This window comes from Mycobacterium sp. E2733 (genome assembly GCF_001667585.1).
Classification (GTDB): Bacteria; Actinomycetota; Actinomycetes; order Mycobacteriales; family Mycobacteriaceae; genus Mycobacterium.
In genome coordinates this window covers 13866-35938 of record NZ_LZJZ01000130.1, presented here as the reverse complement: position 1 = coordinate 35938, position 22073 = coordinate 13866, and the positions used below count along the sequence as shown (strand labels likewise).

The window sequence follows — 22073 nt, the reverse complement described above, 5'->3', positions numbered from 1 at the left end:
GCCCCTTCATACCGCACTTGGCGCGCGAGCGTGGCCTTTCCCCAGCGCCGACAGCACCGCCAGTGTCGAGGCACGATTGCCAACGGTGATCCGCGCACCGCCGTCCGGGTAGCACCGCACCCGCGGGCCGCCGCCGGTGAAAACCTCATGCCACGGCCCACCCCTCGAGGGCAGGTACATGAAGTTCGCGTGCGCGTCCGTCGTGTAGATCCCCAGCGCGCTCAGCCGCATGCGGAGATAGCAGCGCTCGGCGTTGATCACCCGGACCCGCTGCAGCAGTTGGCCTTCCGCGCCGTAGGACGCGGCGACCGCGACCAGACTGGTGATCGGGGCGCCGAACGGCAGCTGATGGGACCACAGCCTTGAGGCCAGCTCCTTCGATGCCACCCCGTAACCGATCCGCAGCCCCGCCAGGCCGTACGCCTTGGAGAAGGTCCGCACCACCACCACATTGGGGAAGCGGGAGACCAACGCCGACACGGCGATGCGGTGCTCGGGTGCGGTGAACTCGATGTACGCCTCGTCGAGCAGGACGACGGTGTCACGCGGCACGCGGCGCAGGAACGCCGAAACCGCGGCCGCGGACTCGAGCGTCCCGGTGGGATTGTGCGGCCGACACAGGACGACGACCCGGGAATCTGCGGCGGCGCGGGCCAACCCGTCGAGGTCGTGGTGACCGCGCTCGTCCAGGGGAACCGTCCGCGTCTTCAGCCGCGCCATCCGCGCGAGGATCGGGTATCCGTCGAAGGTCGGTGTCGCCATCGCCATCGTGTCGCCCGGAGCGGTCAGCGCCTGCAGGGCCAGCAGCACGACGCCCGTCGCGCCGGCGCCCGGCACGACCCGGTCGGCCGGCACCCCGATATGGTCGGCGATCACGCCGCGCAACCGCTCGGGCAGGAACTCCGGGTAACGGTTGACGGCGTGGACCGACCGGATCAGCGCCGACCGCACCGCCGACAGCGGAGGGAACGGATTCTCGTTGAGCGACAACGCAAGCGGATCCACCGCCTCGGGCAGCGCGTCGCGGCCGTCGCCGGACACCCGGCTCGGGACGGGTTGCATCAGCCTCGCCCGCCCCAGCGCACCGCCGCCGCACCGGCGAAGTCGCCGGCATGTGCGAAGGCGGCCATCATGACGACGTCACCGGTCTCGACCTGGCCGTCGGAGATGGCGCGGTCCAGGTTGATCGGGATCCCTGCCCCGAACAGGTTGCCGCACTCGTCAAAGGTGTCTCGATGACGTTCGGGCGGCAACTCGAGCGCCTCGCGCCAGTTGCGCAGGAACACCCGGTTCGGCTGGTTGGTGACCAGCAGGTCGATGTCCTTGGCGGGCAGTCCTATTCGATCGCACACCGCCAGCGCCACCTCGGGAACCTGCCGGTTGCCGCGGGCCAGCACCTTGGTGATCTTGCTTTCGGTGAAGCCGATGCTGCCCTCACCGGCCCCGGCCTGCCACCACTTGCGGGGAGGGTCGTACGACAGCGTCATTTCGCCGGCGTATGCACCGTAGGTGCGGCACTCGACGTCGAGAATGGGCGACTGGTCGCCCAGCGTGACCAGACCCACCGCCGCGCCATCCCCGGGCACCGCGGACTGCGCCTTGCGGCGGATGGTCGGCTGATCGAAGAACTGGCCGGCCGCGTTCTGTGCGATGGCGATCAGCGCGGTATGCCCGTCGCCGGAGGCCAGCAGTTTACGAGCCACGTTGAGCGCCAACACAAAAGCCGCGCAGCCGCCGTTGTTGAGGTCGAGCACCCAGGACGGCCGCATGCCCAGCCGGTGCGCGATGCCGCCGCCTTGCCCGTAGAAGGCCATGTCCGGCACCTGCGTGTGGGTGATCAGCACATCGGCGCCCTCGACCACGTCGTGGCCGTGCCGCTCGATCATGCCCTGCGCCGCCCGTTCGATCATGTCGATGGAACTCTCGTCCGGCCCGACGTGGTGGCGAAACTTCGGGGCGCGGAACATCACGTTCTCGCGCAGGTCGTCGGACTCGGCGAACTGCGCGTAGTAGTCGGCGCCGATCGGCTCACCGGGCAGATAGGTGGAGACGTCGATCAGGCTGACGTTCGGTTGGCTCATGTTGCTACCTCATCCATTTCGGAGTCGCCGGCAGGCCGTTGCGGTGCCGGTATTCGGCGATCGCCTTGAGGTTCTGCAGCTCCAGCGCATGCCCGGCACCGAACATGTCCCAGAAGTCGCCCACCCACACCGGCCGCTGCGCCGGTGCGGTCTCCGGATACGGGTTGTTGTCATAGAACGGATGATGACAATTGGTCCACAGCACAACCGATCCCGGCTTGTCGAGCACGAGCTGCGCGTCGACGACGCGCATCAGATAGATCATCCACAGGTGCTTGCCCTGGTCCCACGCGCAGTGGTAGTCGACCGTCCGCGCCGCAGCGTTGGCAATCGTCCGCGTATAGATCTTCGTCTCCGAGCCGAGCCGGTCGTAGGCCAGCCACAGCCCCGGTTCGTCGGTGGGCGTGAAACCGCGCAGGCTGTAGGTCCACTCCTCGAGGCTGCGCGTGTCGGCCAGGTACTCGTACAACTCATCGGGCGGGCACGCAACGTAATCGTTTACCGTGCAGTACTCCCCGAAAACCTGATCGTGCGGGTAGACCGACCGCATCATCTCCATGATGATCGGGGTCGCCTTCTCCCGCGGGCTGGTTTCGATGCGGACCACCCCGTCGATGGGGGTGGGGATGTCCTCAAGCGCTGGCAGCGACATCGGTCCGGTTCTCCTTCGCGGTCGGAACCTGTTCTGTGACAACCGCGTTTCCTGACAGCGCGGTGAGAAATGGAGCAAACGGCGGGATCTCGTCGGCGTCGCATTCGACGCTGACCACCGCCGGGCCCTCGATGTCGAGCGCTGTCCGAAGCGCCGCGGCAAGTTGGGCGGGGTCGCTGACGTCGACCGATGTCAGCCCGGGAAACATCGCCGCCAGACCGGTTCCCAGCGCGCTGGGCCGGAAGCGGTTGTAGCTGTAGCGGTTCTCGTAGAACAGCTGCTCACGGGTCACGCACATCGCGTGGGCGTTGTTGTTGAACAACACGAATGTCACGGGAAGCCGGTATTGCACCGCGGTGTGCACTTCCAGCCCGTGCATGAAAAAGGCGCCGTCCCCGGCGATCACGACGGTGCGGCCGCGGGGCCGGCCGCCGTTCGCACGGCCGAACGCCATCCCGATCCCGGCCCCGAAGCTGTAACCCATGCCGCCCATGCCGAGGGCGGCAACGAACCTGCCGCCGCGCCGCGCCGGCAGGTAGTGGATCGCGGCCGCGCCCGTGTTGCCGGCGTCGACCACGATGTCGGCCCCGTCGGGCAGGGCACGGTCCAGCACCGCCATGGCGTCGCGGTACCGCACGCCCGGCCCGGCGCAGTCCTTCGGCGTCAGCTCGGTGCGCCGCACCAGATCCGGCACGCGCACGCCGCTCGGGCGTCCACGACCGCGCAGCGCCTGGGTCAGCAGGCGCAGCGAAGCGCGCAGGTCGTCGGTGTGCACGTGAGTGCAGCGCAGATAGGGGCGCGCCGATCCGATCGATACCGTTCGCACCGCCGCCAGCGCGTCGTCCAGGCCGCCGCGCGCGGTTACCGTCAGCCGGGTGCCGACGATGAGACACACGGCGCTGGCGGCCAGCGTTTCGGCCACGCTCGGATGGCCCATCACGCCGGTCACGCCGAGGGCCGACGACGAGCCGAAACCCGGTGTGCCGGCGACGTCTTTGGCGTCCGGGACGGTAGCCACCCGCGCACGCAGCAGCGCGCGCAGGTCCTCGAGTTCGGCCCGGGCGTCGTCGCGGGCCACCTGCTCGCCGGCGATGATCGTGACCTGACCGGTCGCCTGGCGGAGTTCCCGGGCGATGGGATGCGGGTCGCCGATCGACGCGCTGAAACCGTTGACATGCTCGGCAGTCTCATCGACGGCGATGAACGCCTGCTGAATGTCCTTGGGCAGCAACAACACCGCCGGGCCACCGGTGCGCGCAGCACTGATCGCCCTGGGCAGCGCCGACACGATGTCCGCGGGCGCGAGCAGGCGCTCGCAGAACACCGACACCACCGAGAACAGCGCCCGGGCATCCAGTGATCCGTTGCGGCCGCTGGTGTCCTGGAAGCTGCCCCTGCCGTCCATCGTGGTCGCGGGCTGGCCGACCAAGGCCAGCACCGGAACCCGGCTCGCGAACGACTCGCCGAGGCCGGCGACCAGGTTCAGCGCTCCGCCACCCGACGTCGCCGCCACCACACCGAGCCCCGCGCCGCTGCGGCTGTACCCGTCGGCCATGGTGGCCGCCGAGAACTCGTGTTTGGCCAGCACCGCAGTGAGCTCGGGCCGGAAGTGCGCGGCGTCGTACAGATCCTCGATGTTGGCGCCGTCGACACCGAAAACATGATCCACCCCGAGCGAGGCGAGGTGTCCGACGATGTGATCGACCACCCGGTACTTGCCGAACATGTTCTGACGCTCTCCTGACGTCCGCCGTGCATTCACCCGATGACACGAGCCCGGCACTTGGTGGGTTCACCCGCGAGTGAACCGCGCGCCGGCGGCCCTCGTGGTGTCTAGATGACCATCGAACTGCGCAACGTGGTGCGCGAGTATCGGGTCGGCGGTCAAACGGTCCGGGCGGTCGACGGGATCAGCCTGCGCCTCGCGGGCGGCCAGTTCGTGTCGGTGGTCGGACCCTCCGGCGCGGGTAAGAGCACGCTGCTTCACCTGCTCGGTGCGCTGGACTCCCCGGATTCCGGCTCGATCACGTTCGATGGCGAGGAGATCGGCCGCCTGGGCGACGAGCAGCAGTCGGAGTTCCGTCATCACCGGGTCGGTTTCATCTTTCAGTTCTTCAACCTGTTGCCGACGCTCTCGGCCTGGGAGAACGTGGCGGTGCCCAAACTGCTCGACGGCGTCCGGCTGGGCAGGGTCAAACCGGACGCGATTCGGTTGCTGGACCGCGTCGGGCTCGGCAACCGGACCGAGCACCGGCCGGCGGAGCTGTCCGGCGGCCAGATGCAGCGGGTGGCGGTGGCGCGCGCGTTGATGATGGACCCGCCGCTCATCCTCGCCGACGAGCCCACCGGCAACCTCGACTCCGCGACCGGCGCCTCGATCTTGAAGCTGCTCGCCGAGGTGGCGCACGAAGACGGGCGCGGTCGGCTCGTGGTGATGGTGACCCACAATGCGGACGCCGCCGCGGCGACCGATCGGGTGATCACGCTGCAGGACGGCCGGGTCGGTTCGGACGTACCGGCGGTCCCTGCGTGAGAATCACGGCGGCGGCGAGCCGACTGCGCGTGTTCAGCCTGCGTGAGCTCGCCGTGCACCGCCGGCGCACGCTCGCGTCGATCGCCGTAATGGCCGTTTCCGCAACGTATTTGGTCGCGATCTTCGGCATTTTCGGCTCGATCACCGGATCGGTCAACCGACTGGCCGACGGGATCGCCGGCGCGGCCGCGCTGGAGGTGTCGGGCATCACCGACGCCGGATTCCCCGACACGGTACTGGCCGACGTCGCCGCCGTTCCCGGCGTCGCCACCGCGGCGCCGATGATCCGGACCTCCGCGTCCACGGCGACGGGACCGGTGCTGCTGTTCGGTGCGGACGCGAACACCGCCGCACTGGGCGGTGCCCTGAAGGACGCGGTCGCACGGCCGGTGCAGGCGCTGTCCTCGACGCCCAACGGCGTCCAGGTCGGGCCGCGGGTGGGATGTGCGAAAGGACAGACGCTGCAACTGGGCTCGGGCTCGGTCACGGTCAGCGAGGTGCTCGCGGAAAAGCAGTTCGCCGACCTCAACGGCGGGCACTACGTCCTTGCCCCACTTGCGTTGGCGCAGAGCGTCACCGGACGCCCCGGGCAGCTCGACTCGATCCTGATCACCACCAAGCCGGGCGTCGACGCGGGCGCCGTCCGCGCCGCGATCACCGCCGCGGTGCACGACCGCGCCATCGTCGCCGCCCCGAGCCTGCGGGCGGCGCGGGCCGGTGACGGCGTCAAGCTGATGAACTACATGGCCCTGCTGGGTGCCGCGGTCGCGTTGGTGGTCGGCGCGTTTCTGATCTACACCACGATGAGCATGGCGATCACCCGGCGCCGGCCGGTCATCTCCATGCTGCGCGCGATCGGCGGCCGGCGCGTCACCATCGTCGGCGACATGCTGGGTGAGGCGGCGATCCTCGGGCTACTCGGCGGGGCCATCGGCTCCGGCATCGGAATCCTGGCCGGTCGCACGGCAATTGGCCGCCTACCCCCGGCGATGACCCAGGGGCTCGAGGCCCGCGTCCAGTACTGGCTGCCCGGCTACGCCATCCCGCTGGCGCTCGCGGCCACGGCGCTCACCAGCGTGGCCGCCTCGGCGATGGCCGCGCGGCAAGTGTACAAGGTCGCGCCGATCGAGGCGCTGGCGCCGGTCGGCGCGTCCGCGGCGGACGTCGTGCCCCGCTGGCTGCGGGTCGCCGCCGGGGTGGGCGCCGTCGCGGTGTTCGCGGTGTCGGTCTGGGTGGTCCTCGGCCAGCACGGCACCTTCGCTTTCGTCGCGATGGCCGCATTGCTGAGCGCCGAGATCGCGCTCGGCTTCGCGCTCGCCGCACCCATCGTCAAGGCCACGGCCGCGGTGGCCCGCGTCTTCGGACCGTTCGGCGCACTCGCGGCGGCCACCATCGAACGCGCGCCGCGACGAGTGTGGGCCACCGTGATGACCGTGCTCATCGGGGTGGTCACCACCGTGGTGATCACCGGCACCAACGCCGACATGATCCGCTCGGCCCGCGCCATGTTCGCTCCCGTCGCCGACGTCGGCGTGTGGGTGAGCGCGAATCCTCCCGACAGCTACCCCACCGACGCTCTGCCGCAAGGCCTTTCCGAAAAGGTGGCCGCGGTGCCGGGAGTGGCGCGGGTGACCGAGGGCGCGTTCGGGTTCGCCGTCGTCGGCGGCACGCGCGTCCTGCTCGACGGCTTCTCCGACGGAACACACGATTCGCTGTTCCGCGCGCTCGACGAACGGGTGCGCGCCGACGTTCTGGCCGGCCGCGGCGTGGTGCTCACGCAGAATTTGGGCACCACTCTGCACGTCCGCGCCGGCGACCGGCTACAGCTGCAGACGCCGCACGGCCCGCGCCAGACGGCGGTGCTTGCCCTGGTGCCCTTCTTCTCGACCGTGATCGGAACGGTCGGAATCGATCTCGGGCACATGCGGGCGTGGTTCGATCGCCCGGAGGCGACACTCCTGCAAATCACCGCCGCCCCGGGGGTGGACGCGCGGCGCCTGTTGACGGAGGTCCGCCGCGTGGTGCCCGCCCCGAACCACGTGTACGACGGCCGCACGGCGCTGGCGGGGCTGGAAGCCCCGTTGCATCAGAGCATGTTCATCGCCAACGCCGTGTGGATCATCGTCGTGGCCGTGGCCGCCGTCGCGCTGCTCAACACGCTGACGCTGTCGGTGCTGGAACGGCGCCGCGAAATCGGTGTGCTGCGGGCCATGGGGTCCAGCCGGCGGTTCACCCTGCGGACGGTCCTGGCCGAGGCCGCCGGAATCGGTTTTGTCGGCGGCATTTTGGGGCTGCTTTTCGGGTTGATCGACCAGTGGCTGTTCAGCCTCATCAGCGGGGACATCATGAATTTCCAGGTCGGCTTCCGCCTGAGCCCGACGCCCCTGGTGTTCACCGCAGGGGCACTGGCGATCTGCCTGCTCGGCTCGCTGCCACCCGCGCAGCGGGCGGCGCGGCTGAACATCATCGAGGCCGTCAGCGTGGAGTGAGGACCGCGAACCCCTGCAAATGCGGTTTACACGGGAAGGGCACCGGCGTGCGCGGGACGGTGCGCAGCCCCGTGATGTCGAATCCGGCCGCCGCTATGGAATCCAGGGTTCTCCGGTTCGGCTCGCAGCCGGCCGCCAGCCACGACCACGGCTTGGCGACCATGTCCTGCAACCGGCCGGTCGCGCCGTCCCCGCGCACATGCTCGAGGACCACCAGCCTGCCTCCGGGCGCGAGCACGCGCCGGATCTCGCCCAGCGTGGCGGCCACGTCGTCGACCGAGCACAACACCAGCCCGATGTGCACCGAGTCGAAAGCGTTGTCCGGGAAGGGAATCGATTCACCGGTTCCCGCGACGATGTCGACGGCGATGCCGTGGCGACGGGCAAGCCGGGACGCCATCCGCCGGAACGGCGCGTCCGGCTCCACGGCGGCGACCGTCGTCACCGCGGCGGGCAGGAACCTCAAGTCGGTGCCCGGCCCCAGACCGAGCATCAGCAGCCGGCCGGTCGCGTTGCTGAGCGCCTCACGGCGATAGCGGTGATAAAAGAGTCGGTCGAAGACCGGCTGGCCGAACCTGTACACATACGGGAACAACGGATTACGGCGCGTCATTGGCACCCAGATCCATTCGGAACGGCGGGTATTCGTCGCGCATCAGGGACACGTACACGGCCACCCGATAGCGCCACCGAACGATGCCCAGCAGAAGATCGAACATGCCCACCGGGATGGTCCCCGTGCACAACAACGACACCGCCGCCATCACGCACAGCACCTGCAGCAGCGGCTCCATCGACCAGCAGAGCAGCACCTGCGGGATGGCCAGCAGCCACTTCACCAGCACGGCCCAGTTCCTCAGCCGCTCCGGGTAGTCGACCTGCAGATCGCCCGGGTAGTCGGGCCGCGACGCGAGGGTGAAGGGCGGATACCTGTCCGTGCTGTTCATCGGGAACCTGAAGTTCATCACCCGCCACGACCAGCGCAGCACGCCGACGTTGAAGTCGAAGATGGGCCGCGGATACCGCCCGGTGAACAGGATGGCGACGCCGGCCACGACGGTCGACAGCGGGTATATCAGATACAGGCCGATCAAGATGGGGTAGTGCGGGAACGCCAGCACGCACCACTTCACCAGCCAGAGCCAGCGTGAGGGTGTATCGAATTCCCCTCGCACCCTGATGGATTCGCCCGGACTGCTCATGCGCTGGATCGGCTGGTCGTCACTGCCCCCAGTTCTCGGCTGATCTCCGCGGACATCCGCGGGTGACTCGTCCAGCGCAGAAACATCGTCAGTGCGCCGGCCTGCAGCCGGTCGGGGATCAGGCCGGCCGGCCGCAACACCAACTCACCGTGCGACACCGGCAGCGACGCCACCCGGGACACGGCCCTCACCTTGCGCCGGCGGGTCTTCTCATACCAGCGCAGCGCGCTCGGCACGTCGCCGTTGGGGGCGCCGCCCTGCAGACCCGACAACGCCTTGCACAGCACCATGGTGTCCAGCAGCGCCTGGTTGGTCCCCTGCGCCAGGGTGGGTGGCATCGTGTGGGCGGCGTCGCCGAGCAACGTGACCCGGCCCCGGCCCGCCGGGGGTATCGGATGCCGGAAATGCGGATAAGGCGAGTGCGCCAGATCGTCGTCGGTCAGGGTAGCCAGCACCCGGTCGACGGCTTCGGACCAGCCGGTGAAGTGGGACCGGATCGTCTCGATCGGACGTTGCGGCCGCACGAAGCCGTACGACCACGGCAGGTCGAACCACCACTGCACCTCGGAGCCCCCGGCCGGCCACAGGCCAAGGTTTCCGCGCTCGCCGATGACCATGAGCGCGGTGTTTTTGTCCGGCATCTCCGCGAGCGTGATGAGCCCCTGCCAACTGCACCAGCCGGTGGGTTTCGCCTCCGGCCCGCCGACGCTGTCCCGCACCATCGAGTGCAGGCCGTCGGCGCCGATCAACAGGTCTCCCTCGGCCGAGCTGCCGTCGTCGAACCCGACGCGCACGGCGTCGCGCGTGGCGGCCAGCGCGATGGCGCGGGAGTCGCATCGAATGCGGTCGGCCGGAAAGCCGTCCAGCAACCGTTCCAGCAGGACCCGGCGCGGAACCATCCGGACGGGCGCGCCCAGCCGATCCGCCATCGCGGACACATCGAGCGTCGCAAGCGGATGCCCGGTGGCAGTCACGGCCCGCACGGTGGACAGCAGCTGACCGGCCCGGTCCATGTCGACGCCCAGCTGCCGAAGCACCGTGTCACCGTTGGACCAGATCGTCACCGCGCCGCCGGGAGCCCGCACATCCGGTCGACGCTCGAAGACGGTGACGTCGTGCCCGTCGCGCAGCAATCCCCGGGCAACGGCGATGCCCCCGACACCGGCGCCCACCACCAGCGCCCTCAGTGGACGCCCGCGGCCAGACACCTGCGCTCCCGACCCCTAGAGCGAACGCTGCAACAGAACCTGGCCGCTATCGGCGGCCACCACCTGCACCGCGGCGATCTGGTCGACCGGCGTCGAGATGCTGCCCGCGGGCGTCGCGGTGTGGCCGGGTTCGGCCACCCAGGTCGCCAGCCGGGTCTGGCTGCCGTCGCGACCCACCACGACCATCGCCAGCGTGTCGTGGTGCGCGTTGAGCGGGGCCAGACACACGCACCGCAGGTTGATGGAGGTTCCCCAGTGCTGGCTGGACAGCTCCACCGTCGACGCCAGCAGGGTGGTGCCCACCTGCGCCATGGGCGCCGAGGACGCGGTCACCTGCTGCGACGGGGACGAGGAATACCCCTGCACCCCGACGAACACGCCGATCGCCAGCACCACCGCCGCGGCGGACGAGGCCACCCAGGTCACTATCCGCGTGCGCCGCCGGCGCCAGCTCACCTTGCCCAGCAACGACGCCAACAGCTCCGGCGACATCTCCGGTGTCGCCGACAATGCGGCGGCCGGACTTGAGTCGTTGATCGCCGCCACCTCGTCCGGGCCGAGCTGCGAAAGCAGGGCCGGCACACCGCTCAGGTCGGCGACGGCCCCCCGGCACGCCGGGCAGTGCGCCAGGTGCGCCTCGAACTCGCGCCGCTCCGCGGCCGACAACGAACCCAACACGTATGCGGCATCCCACGTCACGTACGGGTCGTCCGGCGGGCCGATGCCCCGTAACGGCGTCTTCATCTCATCCATCTCCCCAGCACCCTTCAAGCATTCGGAGCCCCTCAGCGGGTAACTCCAAGTTCCTGCAGAGTGAGTCGCAACGCCCGCACGGCGTAGTGTAATCGCGACTTCACCGTTCCTTCTGCGATCCCGAGGTCTGCAGCAATCTGCGCGGTGGTCCATCCGCGGTAGTACGACCGGTCGATCACGGCCCGGTGCTCGGCGGACAGCTGCGCCATCGCGTCGGCGATCAGCAGCTTGTCCAGGGCCGCGTTGACCTCGTCCGGGGTCGACCGTTCGGGCGCGCCGGCCTCGTCGGTCGAACCGACGACGTTGCGGAACCGCGCGCTGCGACGGTCGTCGATGATCATGTTGCGGGCGACGGTGAAAAGCCAGGCCCGCGCCGAGCGCTCGGTGTCCCCGACGACCTCGGGATGCTGCCAGGCCCGCAGCAACGTCTCCTGCACGACGTCCTCGGACTGGGCGGCATCCCCCGTCAGCCGGAGCGCGTAACGCCACAAGACCGCGGCGTGCTCGTCGTAGAGCGCCTTCATCAGAGCGGCTTCGGCGACCCCCGACGCCCTCCAACCGCCTGCCACACGAGCCACTCGATCACCTCCGACTACAGAAACGAGTCGAGCGGGTGCGTGGTTCAACAGCCACGACCCGCAGCGCCCGGCTTCGCCGCGCTTGCGATCGCGGCTAGTTCAGCCGGCTAAGCCAGAGTCAGGATGCGCGGCCCGGCATCAGTGACCGCGACGGTGTGCTCCCAGTGTGCCGCACGGGAGCCGTCGGAGGTGGTGACGGTCCACGCGTCGTCGAGCACCACCGTCTTGCCCGAGCCGAGGGTGAGCATCGGTTCGATCGCGAGCACCGAGCCGGGGGCCAGCAGCGGGCCGCGTCCGGGCGACCCCTCGTTGGGCAGGAACGGGTCCATGTGCATGTGCCGCCCGATGCCGTGGCCGCCGTAACCCTCCACGATCCCGAACGCGCGCCCGTGCCGGTCCGCGGCCGCGCGCGTGCCGGTTTCGATGGCGTGCGAGACGTCGGTCAGCCGGTTGCCGGGGACCATCGCCGCGATCCCGGCCTCCAGCGATTCCCGGGTGGCGTCGCAGAGCGCCTGGTCGGCCGCGTCGAGGGCGCCGACGCCGAATGTGATCGCGGCGTCACCGTGCCAGCCGTCCAGGATCGCGCCGCAGTCGATGGACACCAGGTCGCCGGGCGCCAGGATCTCTGCGGCCGACGGAATCCCATGCACCACCCGCTCGTTGACCGACGCGCAGATCGACGCGGGGTAACCGTGATAGCCGAGGAACGACGGTATCGCGCCCGCCTCCCGGATCACGGACTCGGCGATGTGGTCGAGGCCCAGCGTCGAAACCCCGGGCACCGCGGCCGCCCGCACAGCCTGCAGCGCGGCCGCGACCACCGCCCCTGCCGCCGCCATCGCGTCGAGCTCGTCGGCGCTGCGCTGCGGCACGACTTTACGACTCCGCAGCCGCGCCAGCGCGCTCATGCCTATTTGCCCAGCGCTTGCAGGGCGCGGGCGAACACTTCGTCCATGGTGCCGATGGCGTCGACCGTCTTGAGCTCGTCGCGGTAGTACTCGAGCAGCGGCGCGGTCTCGTCGCGGTACACCTTCATCCGGTTCAGGATGATGTCGTCGGTGTCGTCGGCGCGGCCGCGCGCTTTGAGCCGTTGCAGCAGCTCGTCCTCCGAGACGCGGAACTCCAGCACCGCGTCGATGTCGGTGCCGCGGCGTTCGAGCATTTCGTGCAGCGCCTTGGCCTGCTGCGTCGACCGCGGATACCCGTCGAGGACGAAGCCGCCGGCCGCGTCGGAATCGCTGAGCCGGTCGTCGACGAGCTGGTTGGTCAGCTCCGCGGGCACCAGGTCGCCGGCGTCCAGGTAGCGCTTGGCCTCCAGGCCGAGTTTGGTTCCGTTCTCGATGTTGCTGCGGAACAGCTCACCGGTGGAGATGTGCGGGATCCCGAGCTTGTCGGAGAGCTTCTGGGCCTGCGTCCCCTTGCCCGCCCCCGGCGGGCCCAGCAAAACGACTCTCACTTCAGGAACCCTTCATAGTTGCGCTGCATCAGCTGGCTCTCGATCTGTTTGACCGTATCCAAACCGACGCCAATCATGATCAAAACCGCGGTGCCGCCGAACGGCAAATTCTGAACCGCCCCGCCATTGCCGATTTGCAGGAACAAGTTGGGCAGCACCGAGATGGCGCCGAGGTAGATCGAGCCCGGCAGGGTAATCCGGCTCAGCACATAACGCAGGTAGTCGGCGGTGGGCTTGCCCGGCCGGATGCCGGGGATGAACCCGCCGAACTTCTTCATCTCGTCGGCACGTTCGTCGGGGTTGAATGTGATGGACACATAGAAGTACGTGAAGAAGATGATCAGCCCGAAGTAGATGCCGATGTAGATGGGATCGCTGGGATCGGACAGGTAGCTGCCGACGAACTTGTCCCACCAGCTGTTGCCCACTCCCCCGCTGCCGCTGCGGATCAGCTGGGTGATCAGGTGCGGAATGTAGATGAGCGACGACGCGAAGATGACCGGGATGACGCCGGCCTGGTTGACCTTGAGCGGCAGGTACGTCGAGGTTCCGCCGTACATGCGCCGGCCCACCATGCGCTTGGCGTATTGCACGGGGATGCGGCGCTGGCCCTGCTCGACGAAGACCACGCCGACGATGATCACCAGGGCGGCCACACAGACGGCGGCGAAAATCATCCCGCCGCGGCTGTCCAGGATCGTCTTGCCCTCGGACGGGATGCGCGCCGCGATACCGACGAAGATCAGCAACGACATGCCGTTTCCGATGCCCCGCTCGGTGATCAGCTCGCCCATCCACATCACCAGGGCCGCGCCGGCCGTCATCACCATCACGATGACGACCAGGGTGAAGATGCTCTGATCGGCGATGATGTCCAGCGAGCAGCCCTGTAGCAACCCGCCGTTGGCCGCCAGCGCCACGATGCTGGTCGCCTGCAGGATCGCCAGCGCGATCGCCAGGTAGCGGGTGTACTGCGTCATCTTGGCCTGGCCGGACTGGCCCTCCTTGCGCAGTTCCTCGAACCGCGGGATGACCACCGTGAGCAGCTGCACGATGATGCTGGCGGTGATGTAGGGCATCACCCCGACCGCGAACACCGTGAGCTTCAGCAGCGCACCGCCGGAGAACAGGTTGATCAGTGAATAGATCTGCCCGGCCGCGCCGCCGCTGGCCTCCTTGATGCATTGCTGGACGTTCGGGAAATTGACGCCAGGGGACGGCAAGGCAGCGCCCAGCCGATAGAGAACGACGATTCCCAGCGTGAAGAGGATCTTCCGTCTCAGGTCGACTGTCCGCAGCGATGAGATGAAAGCCGAAAGCACTCTTCCTCCTGCGCAGCCGGGGGTGTCCTGTATTACGCGCCCAACACCCGCAGGCCAGGACGTACGGCCGACCTATCTACGGCGCGTCAAACCGTGTACGAGACTAACAGCTGATCTGGGCAAGTCCGTCCAGGGCCGTCAACCTCAGCCCATTTGAGACCCGTAAAAAGCACAGCAAGCCGTAAGCCGTCGAGCGTAGAGTGCTCTTGGTTCGTTGCATTTGCTAAGTAAATGGGAGCAGCATGACACGCACTGACCAAGACAGCTGGGACCTGGCCTCCAGCGTCGGTGCCACGGCCACGATGGTCGCCGCGGCCCGCGCGCTGGCCACCGAGGCCGCCGACCCGATCATCGACGACCCGTTCGCGGCGCCGCTGGTGCGGGCTGTCGGCCTGGAATTCTTCCGCCAACTGGTCGACGGTGAACTGGCTCCGGGGGACGTAGAGGACGGCGAACGGGACCTGCAGCTGGAAACGGATTCGATCGCGGTGCGCACGCGCTTCTTCGACGACTTCTTTCTGAACGCCGCCCGGGACGGGATCCGCCAGTCGGTGATCCTGGCCGCCGGCCTCGACGCCCGCGCATACCGGCTGGGCTGGCCGCCCGCGAGCGTGGTCTACGAGGTGGACCAACCCAAGGTCGTCGAGTTCAAGACCGCCGCCATGGCGGAGCTGGGCGCCGCCCCGACCGCGGACCGGCGGACCGTCAGCGTCGATCTGCGCGACGATTGGCCGGAAGCGTTGCGGCGCAGCGGTTTCGACCCGACGCAACCGACGTCGTGGAGCGCCGAGGGGCTGCTCATGTACCTGCCACCCGAAGCTCAGGACCGGCTCTTCGACAACATCACCGAGCTCAGCGCGCCCGGAAGCAAGCTGGCCACCGAATTCCACGGCGACTCGGGCCGGACGATGAGCGAACGCGCGCAGCAGCTCAACGAGCGGTGGGCAAACCTGGGATGCGACATCGACCTGTCGGGGCTGTTCTTCGACGGGGAGCGCAGCAACGTCGTGGACTACCTGACCGGCTGCGGTTGGCGGGTGAGCACCCGGGAGCGACGCGAGTACTTCGCCGACTACGGCCTCGTCTTCCCGGACAACGAGAAGTCCCAGCTGCGCAACATCGTCACCGCCACCGCGACGCTGACCTAGGCGCCGGCAAAAGCCCGAGGCCGCCAACGGCTTTGCCGTGGCTCAGGCGGGCCGGGCGGACGGCGCGCGCACCACCATCGGCACGGCGGGGAAGCACCACGCCATCTCGGTGCGCGACTTGCGCAGCGCGGCCGTGCCGTAGCCCTTCTTGCGGTGCTCGGGGTGGATCCAGATGCGCACGTTGACCTCGCCACCGAGCAGCTCGCCGAACACCATCCCGACCTTCTCGCCGGAATCGACGGCCACGAACCAGGCGGCCTCCTCGTCGTCGAGGCGGCCCAGCGCCGCGCTGATCTCGTCGTCGAGGTTGCCGGCCGGCACGCCGGATCCGTCGCCGGCGGCGCCCATGTCCTCGGTGCGGGCGGCGAAGATGTCGCGGTCTTTTTCGGCGGAGAAGGGCCGCAGCTCCAGGGTCTCCCCCGAGCTGGCCGGCCGCTCGCCGAGGGTGAAGCTGAGCTGCTTGTTCAGGTCCTCGAGTTCGGCCAGGATCTTGCGGCGCGAGTCGATGGTGAGCCGATCGAACGACATCCCCATCACCGCTTCGGCGGCCACGTGGGAGGTGTCGAGCAGGCGGACGATCGCCTCGACCGCGGCCGCCTTGTTCTCGGACTCCACCACGACGTCGGCGATTTCATGCCGCCGTTCAAGAGCTTTCAGCAGGGCATCGGCGATCTCGCGACGGGCGGCTTTGCGATCGTGGTCGGTCATTGCACCAGCCTAGAACGCCGCCGGGGGGAGCGCGCCACATCTCCGGGTTCCCAGTTCCAGGAACCGCTGGTAGCGGTCGTCGACCGCGAGCGCCCACGCGGGATCGGGTTCGACGACGCGCTCGGTGGAGACCCAACGGGCGGCGTCGGCGATCGAGGTTTCCAGGCCGGCCGCCATGCGCGCGAGGAAGGCCGCGCCCAGCGCGGCCCCCTCAGGCACCGCCGACACCTCCACCGGCCGCCCGGTGGCGTCGGCGATGGCCTGCATCCACGGTCCGACCCGGGTGCCGCCGCCCGTGGCGACGACGCGTGCCACCGGCGCCCCGCTCAGCTCGATGAGCTGGCGGACCACGAACCCCGACGCCTCGTAGGCGGCCCGGCGCAACGCGGCCGCGTCGTGGGTGAGGTCCAGCGCGTCGAGCACGGCCCGGCGATCCGGGTCGTGGAACGGGGTGCGCTCCCCGCGGATGTAGGGCGACCACACCGGCACCCGCCCGGGCTGCGCCGCGGCCGGGTTGCCGGGCGCGATCACCCGGTCCACCCAGCCGAGGAACAGCCCGCCGGCATTGCTGGCCCCGCCGATCTGACTCTTGCCCGCGGCGGTGTGCGGGATGGTCCACAGGCCCGGCACCTGCCGGGCCTCGGGGATGGTGGTCCACACGATCAATGTCGTGCCGCACAGCACCAGCACGTCGCCGTCGCGGTCGGCACCGGCCACGATCTGCTCGCACAACGCGTCGATCGCGCCGATCCCCAGCGCGGCGCCGCCGTGCACCTGCCCCACGGCGGCGCCCATGCTCTCCACGCGCGGCATCTGATCCGGCCGCGCGCCGCGTTCGGCGCACGCATCTGGATTCCAGCCCGTCCCGTCGAACAGCGGGTACGCGGTCGCGGCGGTGGCGAAGTCGATCACCGCCTCGCCCGCAAGGGCGTGGTTGGCCACCGCCGGCGCCGGCCAGTAGCCGGCCGCGTCCGGCGCCTGCGCCGCCGTCCAGCGCAAAAACTCGGCGGCCTCGCCCAGGGCCGGCAGCGGCTGCGCCGGTTGTTCGGGTGTTCGGCCGCGTTCGTCGCCGTACAGCAGGCCCGGCGTCATCGGCACGCCCGCGGCGTCGACGGCTGTCAGCGACGGCACCATCGCCGACACGGCCACCGCGCGGACGTTCGGCCCGGCATTCAGCTGCTTCAGGGCGGCCACCGGCCCGCGCCGCCACGCCTCGCCGGCGTCGTGCTCGAGCCGGTCGGGCGCCGGCACCCGCAATTCGTGCGGGACGCGCGCCCGCGCCGTCACCCGGCCGTCGGCGTCCGCCGCGACCGCTTTGACCGCCGTGCTGCCGATGTCGATGCCGATTGTGACGACTTCACGTGACACGGGCGTCACCGTACGCCAGCATTGGGGTTCGTGACATCAAGACCGCGCGCCCTGGTGACGGCCCCGCTGCGGGGGCCGGGGTTCGCCAAGCTGAAGCAGCTGGCCGACGTGGTGTACGACCCTTGGATAAGTGAGCTCGAGCAGACCCCGCTGCGGATCTACAGCGCCGAACAACTGGCCGACCGCATCTCCGCCGAAGCCGCCGATGTCATTGTGGTGGAAAGCGACTCGGTAAGCGGCCCGGTGTTCGGGCAGGGCCTGCGCGTGATCGCGTCCACCCGCGGGGACCCGAACAACGTCGACATAGCCGGGGCCACGGCGGCGGGTGTCCCGGTGCTGAACACCCCGGGCCGCAACGCCGACGCGGTGGCCGAGATGACGGTGGCCCTGCTGCTCGCCGCCACCCGCCGGCTGTTGCCCGCCGACGGAGATGTCCGTAGCGGCAACATCTTTCGCGACGGCAGCATCCCGTATCAGCGGTTTCGCGGCTGGGAAATCGCCGGGCGCACCGCGGGTCTGGTGGGCCTCGGCGCCGTCGGCCGCGCCACCCGATGGCGGCTGTCCGGCCTGGGAATGCGGGTCATCGCCCACGATCCGTACAACGACGAGGCCGAGCACGGCCTCGACGAGCTGCTGGCCGAGGCCGACGTCGTTTCCCTGCACGCGCCCGTCACCGACGACACGGTCGGCATGATCGGGGCGCCGCAGTTCGCCGCCATGCGCGACGGCGCGGTCTTCCTCAACACCGCCCGCGCCCAGCTGCACGACACGGACGCGCTCGTCGACGCGCTGCGCGGCGGCAAGGTGGCCGCCGCCGGCCTGGACCACTTCGTCGGCGAGTGGCTGCCGACCGACCACCCGCTGGCCAGCATGGCCAACGTCGTGCTGACGCCCCACATCGGGGGCGCCACGTGGAACACTGAGGCTCGGCAGGCGCAGATGGTGGCCGACGACCTGGAAGCGCTGCTCGCCGGCGACACGCCCGCCCACATCGTCAACCCGGAGGTGCTCGGCCCATGACGTCCGTGAAATCGGTGGCCCAGCCCGAAACCGCCGTGCTGGACGCGGCCAAGGACATGCTGCGCCGCGGTCTGGTCGAGGGAACCGCGGGCAACATCTCCGCGCGGCGCTCCGACGGCAACATCGTGATCACGCCGTCGTCGGTCGACTACCGCGACATGCAGCTCGACGACCTCGTCCTGGTCGACCCCGACGGGGCCGTGCTGCACGCCGCGGACGGCCGCTCGCCGTCGTCGGAGATGCAGCTGCACCTGGCCTGCTACCGCGCGTTCGACGACATCGGCAGCGTCATCCACAGCCATCCGGTGTGGGCGACCATGTTCGCCATTGCGCACCAACCGATTCCGGCGTGCATCGACGAGTTCGCGGTGTACTGCGGCGGCGACGTCCAGTGCACCGACTACGCCGCCTCCGGCACGCCCGACGTCGGCGCCAACGCCGTCAGGGCGCTCGACGGGCGGGGTGCCGCGTTGATCGCCAACCATGGCCTGGTGGCCGTCGGGCCGCGCCCGGACAAGGTGCTGCACATCACCGCCCTGGTCGAGCGCACCGCCCAAATCGTCTGGGGCGCAAGGGCACTCGGGGGCCCAGTGCCGATCCCGGAGGACGTGAACCGCAATTTCGCCAGCGTGTACGGCTACCTGCGCGCGAACGCCTGATGCACCCGGTCCGGTTCGGCCAGGCGCGCGTAACGCGAGTCGCCGAACTCCAATTCGACCTGGCGACACGTCTTTTCGCGCAGACGCCGCCGTCCGGTTGGCGCGACAACGCCGACCTGCTGGTGCCGGACTTCTTCGACCCGACCACCGATCAGTGGCACATCGCGATCCAGAGCTGGGTCGTCCAGGTCGACGGGTTGACCGTCGTCGTGGACACCGGTGTCGGCAACGACCGCCAACGTCCCCACATGCCGCCCCTCGACCACTTGAACACCGGTTTCCTGGCCGCGCTGCGCACCGCGGGCGTCGACCGCGCCGCCGTCGACGTAGTGGTCAACACCCACATCCACTCCGACCACGTCGGGTGGAACACCATGCTGGACAACGACTCCTGGGTGCCCACCTTTCCCAACGCGCGATACATGGTGCCGGCCGCCGACTACCGTCACTTCGCGCCCGACGGGCCCGCGGCGAGGCAAACGCCGCGCAACGAAGAGGAAGCGGCCCAGCAGCGCGGCGACCAACTGGTGTTCGCCGACAGCGTCGCGCCCATTGACGAAGCGGGCCAACTCGTCGAGTGGTCGGGCGATTACCAGATCAGTGCGTCCCTGCGGCTGCGGCCCGCGCCCGGGCACACGCCGGGATCCTCGGTGCTGTGGCTGGACGCGGGTGAGCCGGCGGTCTTCGTCGGCGATCTCACCCACAGCCCGGTGCAACTCCGCCGACCCGCCGACGCCTGCGCCTTCGACATCGACGCGCCGGCCGCCGCGCTGACCCGCTGCCGGATATTCACCGAGGCCGCGCAGGGGAAAGCGGCCGTGATACCCGCGCACTACCCCGGCCACGGCGGCGCGACGATCCGGGCCGTCGAGGACCAATTCGACGTCGACCATTGGCTGGATTTCGGGCCGCTTTGAGCATCGCCGAAGTTACGGTTGGGCATGGCGCGCTACCGAGTGGTCCAGTGGTCGACCGGCAACATCGGCAAGCGAGCGCTCGGCGCCCTCTTGGAGCGCGACGACTTCGACGTGGTCGGCGTCCATGCGTTCGGTTCGGACAAGGTGGGCCGCGACGCCGGCGAGCTGGCGGGCCAGGCCTCGGCCGGTGTTGTCGCGACCAACGACGCCGACGCGTTGATCGAACTTCGACCGGATTGCGTGTGCTACATGCCCCGCGCCATCGACTACGACCTGGTGATCAGGTTGCTGCGCTCCGGCATCAACGTCGTCACGACGGGTGATTTCCTGACCGGCACCCATCACCCCGTCGAACTCCCGGCGCTCGAGGCGGCCGCGCGAGAGGGCCGCGCCACCTTCCTGGGCACGGGATTCGAACCGGGTTTCATCAACGTCGTCGCCGGCTTCCTCACCGGCGCATGCCGGAAAGTCCACAGTGTCAAGCTCGTTGAGACACTGGACTGCACCACCTATCCCGTGCAGGACGTGTGGAAGGTGCTCGGATTCGGCAAACCACCCCGTGAGCGGCTGACGCACCTCGACCCACAGGCGCAACGTTATGGCCTCGGTTACTTCGAGACGCTGGACATGATCGCCACCATGCTGGGTATCCAACTCGACTCCAAGGACGCGTTCGTCGAGCCCGCGGTGCTGACCCGAGACCTGAATCTGGGCTGGGTGGACTACGCCGCCGGCACCGCCGGGGGCCAACGCCGCACCTATCGCGGCTATCGCGGCGGCCGCCCGGTGATCGAGCTGGCCATCTGCTGGACCATGAGCGACGACGCGCTCGACCCGAGATGGACCGACCCCAAGGGCTTCAGTGTGGTGATCGAAGGCCAGCCGCGCGTGGACGCGACCATCCGGTTCGGCGAGCCGGGCGAGGACGTGATGACCGTGCTGATGGACAGCACCGCCGTCGCGGCGGTCAACGCCATCCCGTTCGTCTGCGACGCGCAACCGGGCGTCATCACCCCGATCGACCTGCCCATCACCGGGTCCCACGGAGCCGTTGTCTGAGTTGCGGCAGTCAGGCCGCCCGGCCGCGCCATGCGCGGGGCGAGACACCGTGGGTCCGGCTGAACAGCCTGCTGAAGTAGCCCGCGTCGCCGATCCCGACCCGCCCCGCGACCTCCGCGATAGGAAGAGCGGTTTCGGCGAGCAACCGACGCGCCTCGGCCATGCGGCGATCGGTGATCCACTCCCCGACGGTGCGTCCGGTGCGGCGCCGGACCACGGTGGTCAGGTGTCCGGGGGTGATCCCGAGTTCACCCGCCACGTCGCGCAGCGACAACTGCTCGCCATGCCGACGGTCGATCACCTCGAATACCTCGGCCAGCAGCGGTTCACCGCTGCGCCGCAACTCGGCGACCACCGGACCGGCCAGGCGCGCCAGGTCGATCAACAACAGGGTGAGGTGCGCCAGCGCCGCCTGCCGATAACCGTCCTGCCTCGTGTCCAGTTCCGCTTCGATCGAACGGATCGCGGCATCCCACGCCGGCCGGCGATCCGCGGGGACATCCAGGCGCAGGATCCCGCCGGCCTGTCCGTGCAAGAACGGGAACAGCAGTGGGTGCGCCCGCCACGCCGGCCACGGCGATCGCGCGTCCTCGCCGAGCGCCGCGGGGTCGAAGAACACCGCCACACCGGCGTCGTGAAGCTCTAGCCGCCCGGGTTCGAGCACCCGACCGGCGGCCGCCACGTAGACCAGCCCGGCGGCGGGAAAGTACCAGAGGGCCGGAAAGTCGTGAATGTGGCGACCGCGCTCGATGAAATCCTCGGGACCCGAACGCACCACCGACACCGGTGGCGTGTCCGGGTCGGTGCGATATTCGTAGATCGGCACCCCCGCCTGCCGCCGAACCATCCGAGCAGGCCGCGTCATGTCGCCAAAAATAGTCTAATTTTCGCCGAGGATCACCCAATTATTCTGCGGTCCA

21 protein-coding genes and 1 pseudogene are annotated in these 22073 nt (G+C 69.4%); 7 read left to right on the top strand and 15 right to left on the bottom strand.

All coding sequences use genetic code 11. The annotated features are described in order from the left end of the window. Window positions 1-11 precede the first annotated feature (11 nt). From A5678_RS23315 to A5678_RS23300, 4 genes and pseudogenes are all read right to left on the bottom strand, one after another. Window positions 12-1062 (bottom strand): annotated as a pseudogene (locus tag A5678_RS23315) (histidinol-phosphate transaminase); the annotation flags it as partial. Next, window positions 1062-2081: a 3-oxoacyl-ACP synthase III family protein gene (locus A5678_RS23310; RefSeq protein WP_068047537.1), complete on the bottom strand. Its 1020-nt coding sequence runs from the start codon at window positions 2079-2081 to the stop codon at window positions 1062-1064. The gene A5678_RS23310 and the pseudogene A5678_RS23315, both read right to left, overlap by 1 nt. A 4-nt stretch (window positions 2082-2085) precedes the next feature. Then, the gene (locus A5678_RS23305; protein ID WP_068047534.1) at window positions 2086-2733 is read right to left on the bottom strand and encodes a hypothetical protein; all 648 of its coding nucleotides are present in this window, start codon (window positions 2731-2733) and stop codon (window positions 2086-2088) included. Continuing rightward, window positions 2714-4459 (bottom strand): thiamine pyrophosphate-binding protein, encoded by a 1746-nt coding sequence (locus A5678_RS23300; RefSeq protein WP_068047531.1) that lies wholly within the window; start codon window positions 4457-4459, stop codon window positions 2714-2716. Before A5678_RS23300 ends, A5678_RS23305 begins: the two co-directional genes overlap by 20 nt. A gap of 111 nt (window positions 4460-4570) precedes the next feature. Here A5678_RS23300 and A5678_RS23295 point away from each other — a divergent pair, with 111 nt between their 5' ends. Together A5678_RS23295 and A5678_RS23290 are read left to right on the top strand one after the other, a co-directional pair. Next, complete coding sequence (locus A5678_RS23295) at window positions 4571-5266, top strand: ABC transporter ATP-binding protein (protein ID WP_068047528.1); 696 nt, start codon at window positions 4571-4573, stop codon at window positions 5264-5266. Between the two features lie 89 nt (window positions 5267-5355). Beyond that, entirely contained in the window at window positions 5356-7755 is a 2400-nt protein-coding gene (locus A5678_RS23290; RefSeq protein ID WP_231983745.1) for an FtsX-like permease family protein, read from the top strand. On the opposite strand, the gene A5678_RS23285 is transcribed toward A5678_RS23290, so the two are convergent. The 8 genes from A5678_RS23285 to secY all read right to left on the bottom strand — a co-directional run bounded on the left by A5678_RS23285 (window position 7742) and on the right by secY (window position 14274). Further along, window positions 7742-8368 carry a class I SAM-dependent methyltransferase gene (locus tag A5678_RS23285; RefSeq protein ID WP_068047522.1) on the bottom strand — a complete coding sequence of 209 codons (627 nt, stop codon included), beginning with the start codon at window positions 8366-8368 and terminating at the stop codon, window positions 7742-7744. The two genes, A5678_RS23290 and A5678_RS23285, sit on opposite strands and share 14 nt — an antisense overlap. Next, window positions 8355-8930 (bottom strand): DUF4389 domain-containing protein, encoded by a 576-nt coding sequence (locus A5678_RS23280; protein WP_068047742.1) that lies wholly within the window; start codon window positions 8928-8930, stop codon window positions 8355-8357. The genes A5678_RS23285 and A5678_RS23280 overlap by 14 nt, the downstream gene beginning before the upstream one ends. Before the next feature lie 23 nt (window positions 8931-8953). Beyond that, window positions 8954-10165 carry an NAD(P)/FAD-dependent oxidoreductase gene (locus A5678_RS23275; protein WP_068047519.1) on the bottom strand — a complete coding sequence of 404 codons (1212 nt, stop codon included), beginning with the start codon at window positions 10163-10165 and terminating at the stop codon, window positions 8954-8956. 15 nt (window positions 10166-10180) lie between these two features. After that, window positions 10181-10909 (bottom strand): anti-sigma factor, encoded by a 729-nt coding sequence (locus A5678_RS23270; protein ID WP_156747056.1) that lies wholly within the window; start codon window positions 10907-10909, stop codon window positions 10181-10183. Between the two features lie 41 nt (window positions 10910-10950). Continuing rightward, the gene (locus A5678_RS23265) at window positions 10951-11496 is read right to left on the bottom strand and encodes a sigma-70 family RNA polymerase sigma factor (protein WP_082945702.1); all 546 of its coding nucleotides are present in this window, start codon (window positions 11494-11496) and stop codon (window positions 10951-10953) included. Window positions 11497-11603: 107 nt separating this feature from the next. Further along, entirely contained in the window at window positions 11604-12404 is an 801-nt protein-coding gene (gene map / locus A5678_RS23260) for a type I methionyl aminopeptidase (protein WP_068047511.1), read from the bottom strand. A 2-nt stretch (window positions 12405-12406) separates the two neighbouring features. Further along, complete coding sequence (locus A5678_RS23255) at window positions 12407-12952, bottom strand: adenylate kinase (protein WP_068047508.1); 546 nt, start codon at window positions 12950-12952, stop codon at window positions 12407-12409. Further along, a complete protein-coding gene (gene secY, locus A5678_RS23250) occupies window positions 12949-14274 on the bottom strand; it encodes a preprotein translocase subunit SecY (RefSeq protein ID WP_068047504.1) in 1326 nt (441 codons plus the stop codon). The genes A5678_RS23255 and secY overlap by 4 nt, the downstream gene beginning before the upstream one ends. A 242-nt stretch (window positions 14275-14516) precedes the next feature. Here secY and A5678_RS23245 point away from each other — a divergent pair, with 242 nt between their 5' ends. Next, a complete protein-coding gene (locus A5678_RS23245; RefSeq protein WP_068047501.1) occupies window positions 14517-15422 on the top strand; it encodes a class I SAM-dependent methyltransferase in 906 nt (301 codons plus the stop codon). A 42-nt stretch (window positions 15423-15464) separates the two neighbouring features. On the opposite strand, the gene A5678_RS23240 is transcribed toward A5678_RS23245, so the two are convergent. Both A5678_RS23240 and A5678_RS23235 read right to left on the bottom strand, forming a co-directional pair. Continuing rightward, on the bottom strand, window positions 15465-16130 hold the full coding sequence (locus tag A5678_RS23240) for a GNAT family N-acetyltransferase (protein ID WP_068047498.1): 666 nt from the start codon (window positions 16128-16130) through the stop codon (window positions 15465-15467). A gap of 9 nt (window positions 16131-16139) precedes the next feature. Next, a complete protein-coding gene (locus A5678_RS23235; RefSeq protein ID WP_068047739.1) occupies window positions 16140-17498 on the bottom strand; it encodes an FGGY-family carbohydrate kinase in 1359 nt (452 codons plus the stop codon). Between the two features lie 30 nt (window positions 17499-17528). On the opposite strand from A5678_RS23235, the gene A5678_RS23230 reads away from it, so the two are divergent. The 4 genes from A5678_RS23230 to A5678_RS23215 are packed head-to-tail and all read left to right on the top strand — an operon-like array spanning window position 17529 to window position 21153. Then, on the top strand, window positions 17529-18518 hold the full coding sequence (locus A5678_RS23230) for an NAD(P)-dependent oxidoreductase (protein WP_068047736.1): 990 nt from the start codon (window positions 17529-17531) through the stop codon (window positions 18516-18518). Continuing rightward, window positions 18515-19177, top strand: a complete 663-nt coding sequence (locus A5678_RS23225; RefSeq protein ID WP_156747052.1) for an L-fuculose-phosphate aldolase — start codon at window positions 18515-18517, stop codon at window positions 19175-19177. Before A5678_RS23230 ends, A5678_RS23225 begins: the two co-directional genes overlap by 4 nt. After that, on the top strand, window positions 19177-20094 hold the full coding sequence (locus A5678_RS23220; RefSeq protein ID WP_068047496.1) for an MBL fold metallo-hydrolase: 918 nt from the start codon (window positions 19177-19179) through the stop codon (window positions 20092-20094). The genes A5678_RS23225 and A5678_RS23220 overlap by 1 nt, the downstream gene beginning before the upstream one ends. Before the next feature lie 24 nt (window positions 20095-20118). Beyond that, entirely contained in the window at window positions 20119-21153 is a 1035-nt protein-coding gene (locus A5678_RS23215) for a dihydrodipicolinate reductase (protein ID WP_068047493.1), read from the top strand. A 10-nt stretch (window positions 21154-21163) separates the two neighbouring features. Here A5678_RS23215 and A5678_RS23210 read toward each other — a convergent pair whose 3' ends face one another. Then, window positions 21164-22018 (bottom strand): AraC family transcriptional regulator, encoded by an 855-nt coding sequence (locus A5678_RS23210; RefSeq protein ID WP_068047490.1) that lies wholly within the window; start codon window positions 22016-22018, stop codon window positions 21164-21166. Window positions 22019-22073 lie beyond the last annotated feature (55 nt).